Raw genomic sequence first — 12878 nt, 5'->3', positions numbered from 1 at the left:
CAATTTTGAATGGTTTGGCTTTGAACACCTCCATTCTATATCTTGGGAGGACGTTTTGGTATAACCCTATTGTTATCCACCCGCATAGCGGGTGGTTTTTTGTTTCGCGCGCTTCGCGGGCTCAACTGGGTCTAAAGACACTAATAAAAAGCCGAGTAGCAATTGGCTACTCAGCCATCTGGGACTTTTCTCTTATTCATCGTTACGAAACTGAAGCGCGCCGGTCGTTAGTGAGCAGTCACGACAAAAGTGGTGCTGTCATCGGGGCCAGGATTGGCGGTGTAAACGGTCAGCGGCTGGGTGGCGGTGGCTACCGCAAACGTGAACTCGCAATTGGTTGCCACGCCCCAATTGCCTTGCTTGTCCAAGGCGATCAGGGAGAAGGCGCCGGCTTTGCCATAATGTTGTTTGAGCCGCCGGTCGAAATCGTAAGTGGCCTGGTCACAGGCCGCTTGTGGGGTCAATCCGGACTTCATCAGGCGCACGATCTCATAAGAGAGCACACCTTTCATAATATCCTCGCCTAACCCGGTGGCGGTGGCGCCGCCGATTTCGCTATCCACGTAAAAGCCAGAACCAGACAGCGGCGAATCGCCAACGCGGCCGTGCTTTTTCATGAAGAGCCCAGAGGTGGACGTGCCGGCGACCATTTTCGCCTGTTGATCCAGCGCGACGACGCCCACGGTATCATGACCGTCATAAGGAGTCAAATTCTTGCCAGCAACCTCGGCGACGCGCTCCTGCCAAGCTGTGACCGCGGCGGGCGTCAACATATTGACCCGCTCAAAACCAGCCTGTTGGGCATATTCCGTTGCGCCTGCGCCGACCCGAAAACTGTTGAAATGATCGTGACTGAGTTTGCGGGCGACGGTGATTGGGTTTTTGACGTCGGTAATGCCAGCCACGGCGCCAATCCCGTAAGTGTTGCCGTTCATATAAGCCGCGTCCATTTCCAGCAAGCCGTGTTCATTGGGCAACCCGCCGTAACCGACCGAGCCATATTCGGGATTGTTTTCCACGTCTTTGATGGCCGTGACCAAGGCGTCACCGGCATCTCCTTGTTGCTGTAACTCCTGTGCGGCAGTGGCCACGCCATCGCGTGCCATTTGCCAAGTAGCGATCATTCCCCACATGGTGGTAACCTCCGATATATTGTTTTTTTGGAAAAACTTTTTGGTAGTTTGTTTCTTGCCTGATTGCAGGGATTGGTGGGTGTTGCGCGTGAGCGCAACCGGCTGGGACTGCTGTTGCGGACTGGAACGTGGTGGGCACTGTTTTGAGCCAATCCGCAAAGTGCGCGGCTTGTCTCAAAATCAGGCCTTGTCCTAAGCGGCAAAGCCGCCAAGGACAATTTCACCACTGAGCCGCGCAGTCCCAGCCGGTTGCTGAACAGAATTGAGCTTATCTGCAATCGAAGTTGGATATCTGACGAAGTGCTTTTGCGAGCAAGCGGTCGAAAATTGACCACTTTTACTTCGTGCGGCAACACCAACAGATTTGGATTAATTGGTGGGACTGTTTCATGGCAGGAAATAGGATTATCTGCACGCCATAACTGAATAATCCACGAATTCTGTTTGGCTGATTTATCCGGAATTTGTCCGAGTTTACCAAGCAAACTATTCTGGTGTCACCAATTTAAGGATTGTAACCACGAATCACGGTCGTCAATTGCGTTGATCCCCATCAATCGGTGATAGCTTGCCAATTGGCGTGAGTGCTCAAACGCCTGTTAAAACGTTGAGCGGCTGGAGCGGAGCGTGGCGTTGAAACGTGTTCGCCGACCTAGCTTCTTCCGCTTAGCTACGCAACTATTCTGGAGGCATAGACCGGCCTCCAAAATAGTTGCTAGGCTAATGCTCAGAAGCTGACCAGGTCGGCTCGCACTCTGGGTGTTGGTGGTCCGTTTACTAGTTGGCGGAAGGTCGGGCTGGGGGTGAGTCAGCCGCGATATTATTCTTGGCGGCTTTGCCGCCTAGAATAAGGCCGAGTTTTGAGATTTTCGGCGTACTTCCGAAAATCTCAAAATCGTGCCCGCAGCGTTCCACCACCCCCAGCCCGACCTGGAGCCCCACCACATCTGCCATCCACCAACGCCACGCCCAGCGCAAGCTGCGGACAGCCTCCTTTTATCCAGCCTTAAGCAATCATTGACCCAGCAGTTGTTCCAGTTCCGTCAACCGTTCCGCGAAGACAGCAAAGGCAGCCTCGAGATAATCCGGCTTGGTCATATCGACCCCAGCCTTTTGCATGATCTCGATCGGATAAGCGGAGGAACCCGACTTCAAGTAAGTCAGATACTTGTCAACAGCCGGTTGCCCTTCGCTGGTGATTTTGGCAGAGAGGGAAGAGGCCGCCGCAAAACCAGTGGCATATTGGTAAACGTAATAGTCCATGTAGAAATGCGGGATCCGTGACCATTCCAAACTGATTTCTGGATCAGAAACCACTGCGTCACCGTAATAATGGGCGTTCAAAGCGCCATACTTCTGATTCAGCGCTTCGGCGGTCAGTGGTTGGCCCGCGGCGTCAGCTGTGTGCAAGAAGTGTTCGAATTCGGCAAATTGCGTCTGGCGATAAACGGTGCCCTTGAAGCCATCCAAGTAGTAGTTCAACAGATAGGCGCGGACTTGCGGATCCGTTTGCGTTTTCAGCAGATATTCGGTCAACAAGTTTTCATTGGTGGTTGAGGCGATCTCGGCCAAGAAAATCGGATAATCGCCGTATTGGTAAGGCTGATTGTGGCGGGTGTACCAACTGTGCACGCTGTGGCCGGTTTCGTGGATCAAAGTGTACAGGTTGCTGACATTATCTTGCCAGTTCAGCAGTTCGTAAGGCGCAGTGTCGTAAGAACCGCCGGAATAAGCGCCGCCCCGTTTGCCTTTATTTTCGACCACGTCAATGTAGCGATTGTTGAAGATCTCATCCACGTGGCTCAGATAATCGTCGCCGAGAATACTCAGGGCTTTTTTGGCTTCGACTTTCGCCGCGGCAAAATCATAACTTAGCGGGGGCTCGCCGGTCAGCGGCACATACATATCGTACATATGCAAGGTGTCGACGCCGAGGATCCGTTTGCGCAGCGCCACATAGCGATGAAGCAGGTCCAAATGGCTGTTGACCTGTTCGATCAAGGTGTCATAAACGACTTCGGGCACATTGTTTTGGCTCATGGCCGCGGCCCGAGCATTAGGATAATGATGGACTTGGGCCAAATAATTGTGGCTCTTGATCTCGCCGGAAAGCGTCTGCGCCAGCGTGTTTTGGAATTGGTCGTAAACACTATACAAGCCGGTAAAAGCGTCTTGGCGGACATCGCGGTCGCCGGATTCGATCAAAGTGCCGTAGAGCCCGTTGGATAATTGAACGGTTTGACCGTCTTCATCCTGCACCAAAGGAAATTCTAAATCGGAGTTGTTCAAAACATTGAAGGTACTACGGGAGGCGCCGAAAACTTCCGTCGCCGCATTGACCAAGGCCTCTGAATTGGCGTCCAACACATGAGCCTTTTGTTGCCGCAGGTTATCGAAGAAATGGCTGTAATCCTTCAAGCGCGGTTCGCTGACAAAAAAATCCGCCAAAGTCGCGTCATCAATGGCGATGATCTCTGGATCGCAGAAAGATAATTTTGTCGAAACACTGGTTGCCAAAGAACCGGCGCGCGCGTCTAAGCCGAGATAATGGTTATTGTTGGTGTCCTGATCGCTTTTCATGCTGGCGTAAACATAGACCTTCTCCAGCCGGCGAAAAGCCGCGTGTAAGGCAACCACTCCTTGATAAAGTTCACTGGCGCTGGCACCCAGCTTGCCTTGGAAGGCAGCCGCTTGGTCAGCCAACGCGCCAACTTCAGCGAAATCCGCCTCCCAAGCGGCATCGTCAGGATAGATCAAGCCTAGGTCCCAAGTTAAGGACTCGGGAACCTCTTGTCGTTCTGGTAATTGTTTGATTGTAGCCATGGAAAAAACCTCCTGGAATATTTGTTAATGGCGCTTAATCATATCGTACACTTTTTCGCCCAGATAGTTAATCCTCGAAATGAAAAAGTCTGCTTTATTGTGGTGAGTTTCGGCGATTTGCCTTGGTTGAAGGGATGATGACCGCAGCACTTCGCAGGCGAAAGGATGATGCCCGCAGCTTGCGCTGCGCGTGGCGTTGGTGGATTGCAGATGTGGTGGGGCTCCAGGTCGGTCTGGGGGTGGTGGAACGCGGCGGGCACGATTTTGAGCTTTTCGGAAACCCACCGAAAATCTCAAAACTCGGCCTTATTGTAGGCGATAAATCGCCAACAATAATATCGCGGCTGACTCACCCCCAGCCCGACCTTCCGCCAGACGAACAAACAGCCCACCAACGCCACGCTCCGCTCCAGCCGCTCAACGGTTTAACAGGCGTTTGAGCACTCACGCCACCTGGCAAACTATTGCCAATTGATGGAGCACCACGGAAATGACGACCATGGCTAGTGGTTACCAGCTTTAAATTGGTGACACCAGAGCAGTCTGTCTGATGAACTAAGGCAAGCTCTGGATGAATCAACTGAATCCGTCGTTCCCAACTCAAGGATTATTAAGGAAATGGGTCAAATTATTAGACCAACGCAAAGTATATCATTCCGCTAATCCAAATCCGTTGATATTGCCGGACCATTTCAAAAAGGAGTGATTGTTTGACCACTAGCTTGCAAAACCACTTCGTCAAGTCCTTCGCCTCGATTGCGGATAGGCTCAATGCTGCCTAGCAACCGGCTGGGACTGCGCGGCTCTATTTAGAGTGAGAGCCACCCCGGGTAGCTTCTGAGCATAGCCTAGTCAGGATTTTGGAGGCTGGGCTTTGCCTCCGGAAGCCTGACGTAGCTAAGCGGAAGAAGCTGGGGTGGCGAACACGTTTCAGTGGTGAAATTGTCCTTAGCGGCTTTGCCGCTTAGGACAAGGCTCGATTTGAAGACAAGCCGCCGGGCTTGCGGATTGGCTTCAAACGATGCCCACCACGTTCCAGTCCGCATCAGCAGTCCCAGCCGGTTGCGTCACCATCCAAACCCACCCAAACCTGCAATCAAGCGAAAAAACATGAATAGGAGCCGGTTGCGCTCGCGCGCAACACCCACCAAACCCACCACAATGATCATCGTGGTCTTGCACTTTTGTCACAATTTGCTTAAGGATGTTGTAAGGGTGACGTTTTTTATTAGTCTTTTGTCGTCAGCTGTATTAATCTATTAGTAGCTAATAACGGAGGTCGTTATTTTGGACAAAAGAACGGAACATACGCGCAAGTTGCGCCGTAATCGCTTGCTGACGTTTGAAGATGATGGGGTTAAGAAGCCACGCTGGGGGCGGATCATTGGTCTGCTCGTTGTGGTCGTGGCGTTTGCCGTGGGCGCATATGCGTTGCGGTTGTACGGTCAAACGAAGAAAGCTCTTAATGGGACTTATGAATCCGCCGGGGAAATCAAATCGGCGGCGCTTTTCCAACAGAAAAAGGCCTTTTCCGTGCTCTTATTAGGGGCGGATACTGGCGCCGAGGGCCGGAACGATCAAGGTAATTCGGACACGATGATCGTCGCAACGGTCAATCCTGGCACCAAGAAGGTTTTACTGACCAGTGTGCCGCGGGATACGATGGCGGAAATGGTCGGCTCCAGCGGTTTCAACGTCCAGAAAGTCAACGCGGCTTACCGTGAAGGCGGTTCGAAAATGGCGATGAATACGGTCAGCCAGTTGCTGAATGTGCCGCTGGATTACTACGTGACCATCAACATGGGTGGCCTGGAGAAAATCGTGGACGCGGTCGGCGGTGTTGACGTGGATGTGCCTTTTGCTTTCAGTTACGGTGGCTCCAGTTTTACCAAAGGAGCGATGCATCTGAATGGGAAACAGGCGCTGGCTTACGCGCGGATGCGTTACGACGATCCGGAGAACGATTACGGTCGCCAGAAGCGCCAGCGCCAAATCATCACGGCAATTATCAAATCTACCGCCAGTACCGGCACCCTCGCTAATTTCCAAAAGGTGCTCAAAGCCATCACCAGCAACATGAAAACCAACCTGACCTTCGATGATATGGTCCAGATTTTTCTGAATTATCGCGGCGCCAGTGAAAGCATTAGCAGTGACTACATTCATGGCACCAACGCCTATATTGGCGCGGCGGCCTACCAGATCGCCTCGACGACCGAACTCCAACGTGTTTCGGACAAAATTCGCGCCACCCAAGGTTTGGCCCAGGAGACGCTCGATAACGAAGAAACGCGCCAGAACAAATTGAATGTCACCAATCAAGGCTTCGTTTTCGAAAATCCCACCGTCGACCAACACTTCGTCATCTACGCCCAAAACAACGACTACACAGCCTGGACCGGAAATTAAGAATCAGAGTGCGAAGCGCAACGGGTTGCTTTTGAGCACGACTAGCGATTTGTTGCAGATTGGCGCAGACAATCTGTGACAAATTGCGTATCGGCGCAGAAAGCAGTTGCGCGCAGCACGTTTCAAAAACCAGAGTGCGAAGCCAGCCCAGGTAGCTTCTGAGCATTAACCTAGCTAGGATTTTGGAGGCGGATCTTTGCCTCCGGAAGCCTAGCGTAGTTAAGCGGAAGAAGCTGGGCTGGCGCAGCACGTTTCAAAAACCAGAATTCACGTAGCATTCTCATCAGTCAAAAACACCCCAGGTCCGCGTGACCGTGGGGTGTTTTATCGTGTTGATTTTTGATTGACGTGACCTACAGGCTAATCAGGTGAGCCGGACTTAGTTAGAGATAAGGCGAGAAGTGTTTGATGTCCGTGACCAGCCGCGACAGCTTGCCCGCGATTTCTTGTGGCGGCGTCGCAAAGCCACCTACGATCCAATCGACCAACACACCACCACAGCCATAACCAAAGAACTCCGCGTAAAAAGCCCGATCATGAGGCGATAAATGTTGCTCCGGATCAATCTCCTCCAGCATATCCGTTAACCGCGCCTTAACCACATGCGAGAACGTCAGCAATAACGTGTTTTGATCACTGGCCGCCGTATTCAAATAGAAACGTTGATGCTTGTTGATCGAATCCAGCATCTTCTCAACTTGCACCCGCCAATTGGTGAAGGTCACCTGATCGCTATCAAGAAAGTGGAAACTGATTTGTTGGTAAGTGTAAGCCAGCAACTCGTACTTATCCTGAAAATGATAATAAAAACTTTGGCGATGCATCCCGACCTTGCGGGTCAACATGGAAACGGTGATCTGACGGAAGTCCTGCTCCTCAGTGAGGCTCAGCAATGCGTTCATGAACGCTGGCTCGGTGATACTATCAACACTCATTTTTGACCTCCTTTTGAAACGTGTTCGCCACCCCAGCTTCTTCCGCTTAGCTACGTCAGGCTTCCGGAGGCAAAGCCCAGCCTCCAAAATCCTGACTAGGCTATGCTCAGAAGCTACCCGGGGTGGCTCTCACTCTTTTTGAAACGTGTTCGCCACCCCCAGCGCTTTCCGCTTAGCTACACGATTGTTGCGGAAGCAAGGCGCGGCTTCCAAAACGATTTCTAGGATAATGCTCAAGCGCAACCCGGGCTGGTTCGCACTCTGATTTTGCTCTTGCTTTCATTTTAACTAATCTCGCTGGGAATTACATTAATATTGCTGAGAAAAGTTGGAAAACACTGGTTCTGTTTGTAGATTTTCGCTTGATTGCAGGTGTGGTAGTGTGTTGTGCGTGAGCGCAACCGGCTGGGACTGCTGTTGCGGACTGGAAACGTGCTCACCGACCCAGCTCCCTGCGCTTAGCTACGCAAGGCTTCTGGAAGCAAAGCGCAGCTTCCAAAATCCTTGCTAGGCTAATGCTCATGAGCTGACCGGGTCGGTTCGCACTCTGTTTCGAACGTGGTGGGCGTTGTTTGAAGCCAATTCCAAAAGCGGGAATTGGCTTCAAATCGAGCCTTGTCCTAGGCGGCAAAGCAGCCAAGGACAATTTCACCACTGAGCCGCGCAGTCCCAGCCGGTTGCTGAACAGAATTAAGCCTATCTGCAATCAAGGCAAAGAATTTGACGAAGCGCTTTTGCAAGCTAGCGGTCAAACAATTACCCGATTTTCGGGGGTGGTACGGCAACATCAACAGATTCGGCTGATTCACCAAGAACTTGCCTCAGTTTATCTGACAGACTATGCTGGTGTCACCAACGTAAAGATTGTGACCACTAACCATGGTCGTCAATTGCGTGGTCCCACATCAATTGACAATAGCTTGCAAAATGGCGTGAGTGCTCAAACGGCTGTTATAACGTTGAGCGGCTGGAGCGGAGAAATTCGGGGTGAGATCGCCGTGAAATTGGTCTTAGTGGCTTTGCCACTTAGACCAAGGCTCGGCTTTGAGCTTTTCGGTGGTTTTCCGAAAAGCTCAAAGTGACGCCCACAGCGAGCTCACCCCGAATTTCGCAGCGCAAGCTGCGGCCAATCTACTTTTAAACAGCCCCAGAACCCCAACCTAGCTCGCCGTAGGGACGAAAAAAGCCGCCAAACAAGTTGGCGACTCGAGTTGACACTATTCAATTTTAGTAACGACAGCTGCTTAGGAAAGAACTTCGACAGAAGCGGAGAGAATCCCAGCAGCAGGAATGGAACTGTTCGGCATTGCGACGTCCAATTGGTAAGGATTGCTGTAAGCAAACGTACCAGTATCATTGACCGTCCGGTAAAGCACTTGACCATTAGACATACTGATCTTCAAGCGCGTGCCCCGAGGAAAAATGCTCAAGTTAGCGGCAACGCCACCATAACCCATGTTAGAACCAAGAACGGCAGGATCGTAGAAACTGATTTTGAAAGTTCCTCGGTAAGTTCCCGAAGTCGAACGACTCGTTGAGTAACTGGTTTGCGCAGCCCGAGCAGCGGCAGCCTTTTGCGCGGCAGCTTTTGCCGCAGCGGCCTTAGCAGCCTTTTCGGCAGCAGCTTTCTCAGCGGCGGCTTTCTCAGCAGCAGCCTTTTCAGCGGCGGCTTTCTCGGCAGCTTTGCGGGCGATCTCATCTTGTTGTTTCTGATAAGCAAGTTGAGCGGCACGAGTGGCAGTTTGGCGGGCCAAACGATCTTGGGCGGCGTTGGTCGCGTCCAAATCTTTGGTGATCCGAGCTGCGAGCGTTACTTGGTTGACAGCTTGTTTCGATGGATAAACGGGCGCCGCTTCGGTGCTATCACCCAAAGTAGAAGCGGCGAGAACGTTGAAGTTAGGCAAGAAGAAAGCAATCATGATCGCAAAGGTGAATGCGATTCGAGTGAGATGCTTGGTGTTCAAACGTGCGGACATAAATGAAAAACTCCTTTACGTGTTGCGGAATAGTTCCTGTTGTTTTATCAACGCTATCGAGTATAACGGGTGAATATAACAGTGAAATACCAGCCACATTACAAGTTTGCGCGCCGTCTGACACACTGTTAATTGATTGTCATAAAGCCCGATTTTTGAAATACTTTCGTAACAAAAGGGGACTTTTATGACAAAAATAGCGAAAAATACGATTTTGTAATCTGGAATACTGCCGTTTTTGCAAGATTTATGGTATATTTTTAGACAGTCGAATTTTAAGGAGTCTGAATTATGAGTGTATTAACGGTCACCGATCTTAGTCATGCTTTTGTTGATAAGACGCTGTATGACCATGCGAATTTTAAAGTTGAGAACCAAGACCACATGGGCATCGTCGGTCAGAACGGGGTCGGGAAAAGTACCCTGATCAAGATTCTGACCGGTGAGATCCTGCCGGACGAGGGTCAGATCACCTGGCAAAAAGGGTTAGAGATCGGTTATTTGGATCAGTACGCCCAATTAACGCCGGGAATGACGATCCGGGAATTTCTGCGGACGGCTTTCGATCATTTGTACGCCGCCGAAACGCGGATGAACCAGTTATATGAAGAATATGGTCAAAATTACGATGATGACCTGTTGGAAAAAGCCGGTAAGATCCAGACACGGCTTGAAGAGTCTGGGTTTTATGACGTGGAGACGCAAATCGAAACGGTGGCCACTGGTTTGGGAATCACCGATATGGGGTTGGAACATGATGTGGCGGCTTTAAGCGGTGGCCAGCGTTCGCGGATCATTTTGGCGAAATTGTTACTGCAACAACCTGATGTGATGGTCTTGGACGAGCCGACCAACTATTTGGATACGAAGCACATTGATTGGCTGACGGATTTCCTGCGGGCCTTCAAGGGTGCTTATTTGGTGATCTCCCACGATTATAATTTCCTCGAGGGGATCACCAACTGTATTTTGGATATTGAATTTGGTCAGATCACCCGCTACACCGGCGACTTGGCCGCAGCCTTCAAGCAAAAGGATGCCAATTCCTTGGCCTATCGCCGTGCTTATCAGAAACAGCAAGAACAAATCGCCAAAACCGAAGCCTATATTCGCAAATACAAGGCTGGCTCGCGGTCACGTTCGGCCCGGGGGCGGGAGAAGCAGTTGGCCCACGTGGAAGTGATGAAGGCGCCGGATCGACTGGTGCAGCCGACGATCAGCTTTGCCCATAGCGCCACCGCCAGCAAAATCATTGTGACCACCACAGATCTGGTGATCGGCTACGAGCAACCGCTGAACCAGCGGCCCCTGGAGTTCTCCGTGGCCAATGACGAGAAAGTGGTCATTGCCGGGTACAACGGTGTGGGGAAATCCACCTTGCTGAAAACCATTCTGGGGCAGCTGGCGCCTTTGGCCGGGGAGATCGAGCAGGCGCCCACGCTGAAGATCGCCTATTACAATCAGAGTTTGCAATGGCCCCATAAATTGGCCACGCCCCTGCAATACATGCAGGATCTGTATCCGCGGGAAAAGCCAAAGATTTTGCGGCAAGTTTTGGCGCGGACCGGTTTGACATCCCAGCAAGTTCTGTCGCCGATCGCGGACCTCTCTGGCGGCGAGCAGTCTAAAGTGAAATTGGCGGAGATCATGATGATCCCGGCCAATCTGTTGATTTTGGACGAGCCCACCAACCATTTAGATGACGCCACCAAAGCCGCCCTGCGCAAAGGCATCCAATCCTTCCCCGGCGCGGCCTTGCTGGTAACTCACGAACTGGACTTCTACGATCAAAGCTGGATCGACAAAGTCATCAACATCGAAGATTATCAGCAGTAAACCTGTGCCAGTCGCCGTGCGTTAGCCTCGCGATCGTGAGCCAGTGGCGTGCGCTCTCGCCAGAAATAAACGAACCAGCAGGAAAGTTAGAGAAGTTAAGCAAGTTGCTAAGCAAGTTCTCAAGCAAGTCGCAAGCAAGTTAATGAAACGTTCCGCGCTTAGTTGTCCTGACAGCTACGTGCGGAACGTTTTTTTGGCATTTTTGTTTGCGGTGGTGCCGGACGGTTTTCTCTGACTGTGGGCAGCTGGGTATAGTATAATAATCGTAGTGCGGTTGGACGTTGGCCTGATGACGAGACGCGGCCGCATGGGCGACTGTTGCGCGGCGGTCACTGACTATTGGCGCCAATAGTTTCAGTTGTGGTGCGGCAGTTTGCTGGGCGCGGGCGTGGCGCTACTTGCGCAGGGGCGGTCGTTGCAGGCGACGCTTATTGTGCGCGTGACTATTTATCTTATCGCGTGCGACCATTATATAGAAGAAGAGGACATTTAAATGTTGAAAATCGGTGTGATCGGCTTAGGCAACATTGCCCAAAAAGCTTATTTACCAGTAATGGCAGGTTTACGGGATCAGGCGCAGTGGCTGTTGTGCACCCGCGATGAGGTCAAGCTGAATCAATTACAGGCGCGCTATGGATTCACTCAGGCAGTAACAACGGTGGCGGCGTTGCTGGCGTTGCAGCCAGACGCGGTTTTCATCCATACCCCGACCGCCACTCATGGCGCCTTGATCCGTCAGTTCTTGCTGGCGGGGTGTCACGTCTACGTCGATAAGCCGGTCAGCACCGATCTGGCCGAGGTGCAGTCTTTGTATGCTTTGGCCGCCGCGCGGGGATTGTTACTGACTTGCGGGTTCAACCGGCGCTTTGCCAGTTTGAATGTCCAAGTCAGCGCCGGCGTGCGACCAACCATGGTCCGTGCTGAGAAAAACCGGATCGCAACTGCTCAGCCAGTTGATTTTGCGATTTTCGATTTGTTCACCCACGTGATCGATACGGCGCTGACTTCCGCCCAGATCAGCCCGGCGGAACTGACCGCGAGCACCCGCAAATTCCAGGTCGTCGCCGACCAAGCTGGCAATCTGCGGCAGGCGGGCATTGTGTTGACCAGCGCCACGCAATCCATTAGTGCCTGGTTGGATATGCAAGCGGGCGTCGATCAAGAAACGCTGACGCTCCATCGACCGACCGGCATTAGTTGCGTTCGCGATTTGCAACAGCTGACGGTCAGTACCAGCGCCGGCGCCTTGACCCAAAGCCTGCCTAGCTGGCAACCAATGCTGACGGCCCGTGGGTTTGCACCGTTGATCCAAGCTTTCGTGAACGCAATCGCGACACCTGGCGCCAGCAATCCGGTCAGTTCCGCGTCCAGTTTGATGACCCACGAATTATGCACGGAATTGTTGGCGAGTTACTAGTCTGACGGCGATCATTTTAGTCACTCCGAACTTTTTTGATTTTTTTGCGATTTAGGCTTGCTTAATGCGGTTTGATTTGCTAAACTATTTAAGTTGTCGTTTTTAAGAAACACACAGCGCTCTAAGCGTTGATCATTTCCTTCTCAAAAAACTTTCAAATTAAATGTTGACAGTGTTTGACGGATATGGTATTATAAATGAGTTGCTGTTGCGACAAGGTAGACCTTTGAAAACTGAACAAAGTTTCGATAAATGTGCAGGGTCGATAGCGATTTCGGTCGTTATCTACAAAGAACATTTGCGAAGTCAATTCGCTAGTTAATGAATTTAAAATTGAGTCTAACTCAAA

General features: G+C 51.5%; 13 protein-coding genes. 4 read left to right on the top strand and 9 right to left on the bottom strand.

What is annotated here, in order from left to right:
* Nucleotides 1-227: 227 nt before the first annotated feature.
* The 6 genes from EKM94_RS11890 to EKM94_RS11865 form a co-directional block, all read right to left on the bottom strand.
* A complete protein-coding gene (locus EKM94_RS11890) occupies nt 228-1133 on the bottom strand; it encodes a N(4)-(beta-N-acetylglucosaminyl)-L-asparaginase (RefSeq protein WP_125602301.1) in 906 nt (301 codons plus the stop codon).
* Nucleotides 1121-1357 carry a hypothetical protein gene (locus tag EKM94_RS11885; RefSeq protein WP_125602298.1) on the bottom strand — a complete coding sequence of 79 codons (237 nt, stop codon included), beginning with the start codon at nt 1355-1357 and terminating at the stop codon, nt 1121-1123. Before EKM94_RS11885 ends, EKM94_RS11890 begins: the two co-directional genes overlap by 13 nt.
* Nucleotides 1358-1910: 553 nt before the next feature.
* Nucleotides 1911-2111: a hypothetical protein gene (locus EKM94_RS11880; protein WP_125602295.1), complete on the bottom strand. Its 201-nt coding sequence runs from the start codon at nt 2109-2111 to the stop codon at nt 1911-1913.
* Between the two features lie 36 nt (nt 2112-2147).
* Entirely contained in the window at nt 2148-3947 is a 1800-nt protein-coding gene (pepF, locus tag EKM94_RS11875; protein WP_191987507.1) for an oligoendopeptidase F, read from the bottom strand.
* Between the two features lie 358 nt (nt 3948-4305).
* Nucleotides 4306-4536, bottom strand: a complete 231-nt coding sequence (locus EKM94_RS11870) for a hypothetical protein (protein ID WP_125602289.1) — start codon at nt 4534-4536, stop codon at nt 4306-4308.
* Between the two features lie 268 nt (nt 4537-4804).
* Nucleotides 4805-5002 carry a hypothetical protein gene (locus EKM94_RS11865; protein WP_125602286.1) on the bottom strand — a complete coding sequence of 66 codons (198 nt, stop codon included), beginning with the start codon at nt 5000-5002 and terminating at the stop codon, nt 4805-4807.
* A 286-nt stretch (nt 5003-5288) separates the two neighbouring features.
* Here EKM94_RS11865 and EKM94_RS11860 point away from each other — a divergent pair, with 286 nt between their 5' ends.
* On the top strand, nt 5289-6365 hold the full coding sequence (locus EKM94_RS11860; RefSeq protein WP_318531104.1) for an LCP family protein: 1077 nt from the start codon (nt 5289-5291) through the stop codon (nt 6363-6365).
* 383 nt (nt 6366-6748) lie between these two features.
* Here EKM94_RS11860 and EKM94_RS11855 read toward each other — a convergent pair whose 3' ends face one another.
* Nucleotides 6749-7300, bottom strand: coding sequence for a TetR/AcrR family transcriptional regulator (locus EKM94_RS11855; protein ID WP_125602284.1), 552 nt, complete (start codon nt 7298-7300; stop codon nt 6749-6751).
* Nucleotides 7301-7584: 284 nt separating this feature from the next.
* A complete protein-coding gene (locus EKM94_RS12540) occupies nt 7585-7740 on the bottom strand; it encodes a hypothetical protein (protein ID WP_164511236.1) in 156 nt (51 codons plus the stop codon).
* Nucleotides 7741-7872: 132 nt separating this feature from the next.
* On the opposite strand from EKM94_RS12540, the gene EKM94_RS11850 reads away from it, so the two are divergent.
* Nucleotides 7873-8382, top strand: coding sequence for a hypothetical protein (locus EKM94_RS11850; protein WP_125602281.1), 510 nt, complete (start codon nt 7873-7875; stop codon nt 8380-8382).
* A gap of 162 nt (nt 8383-8544) precedes the next feature.
* Here EKM94_RS11850 and EKM94_RS12950 read toward each other — a convergent pair whose 3' ends face one another.
* Nucleotides 8545-9276, bottom strand: a complete 732-nt coding sequence (locus EKM94_RS12950; RefSeq protein WP_318531103.1) for a hydrolase — start codon at nt 9274-9276, stop codon at nt 8545-8547.
* A 291-nt stretch (nt 9277-9567) separates the two neighbouring features.
* Here EKM94_RS12950 and EKM94_RS11840 point away from each other — a divergent pair, with 291 nt between their 5' ends.
* On the top strand, nt 9568-11112 hold the full coding sequence (locus EKM94_RS11840; protein WP_125602278.1) for an ABC-F family ATP-binding cassette domain-containing protein: 1545 nt from the start codon (nt 9568-9570) through the stop codon (nt 11110-11112).
* Between the two features lie 493 nt (nt 11113-11605).
* Nucleotides 11606-12529 carry a Gfo/Idh/MocA family protein gene (locus EKM94_RS11835; RefSeq protein WP_125602275.1) on the top strand — a complete coding sequence of 308 codons (924 nt, stop codon included), beginning with the start codon at nt 11606-11608 and terminating at the stop codon, nt 12527-12529.
* Nucleotides 12530-12878 lie beyond the last annotated feature (349 nt).

This window comes from Lapidilactobacillus achengensis (assembly GCF_003946655.1).
GTDB classification, from domain to species: Bacteria; Bacillota; Bacilli; order Lactobacillales; family Lactobacillaceae; genus Lapidilactobacillus; species Lapidilactobacillus achengensis.
Note: the sequence above shows the minus strand (reverse complement) of the source record. Positions and strands in the feature narration are given on the sequence as shown.

What these genes read in the sequence shown, in the direction of transcription:
- EKM94_RS11890 (WP_125602301.1), bottom strand. Translation starts at nt 1,133, where the DNA reads ATGTGGGGAATGATCGCTACTTGGCAAATGGCACGCGATGGCGTGGCC.
- EKM94_RS11865 (WP_125602286.1), bottom strand. Translation starts at nt 5,002, where the DNA reads ATGCGGACTGGAACGTGGTGGGCATCGTTTGAAGCCAATCCGCAAGCC.
- EKM94_RS11855 (WP_125602284.1), bottom strand. Translation starts at nt 7,300, where the DNA reads ATGAGTGTTGATAGTATCACCGAGCCAGCGTTCATGAACGCATTGCTG.
- EKM94_RS12950 (WP_318531103.1), bottom strand. Translation starts at nt 9,276, where the DNA reads ATGTCCGCACGTTTGAACACCAAGCATCTCACTCGAATCGCATTCACC.
- EKM94_RS11840 (WP_125602278.1), top strand. Translation starts at nt 9,568, where the DNA reads ATGAGTGTATTAACGGTCACCGATCTTAGTCATGCTTTTGTTGATAAG.
- EKM94_RS11835 (WP_125602275.1), top strand. Translation starts at nt 11,606, where the DNA reads ATGTTGAAAATCGGTGTGATCGGCTTAGGCAACATTGCCCAAAAAGCT.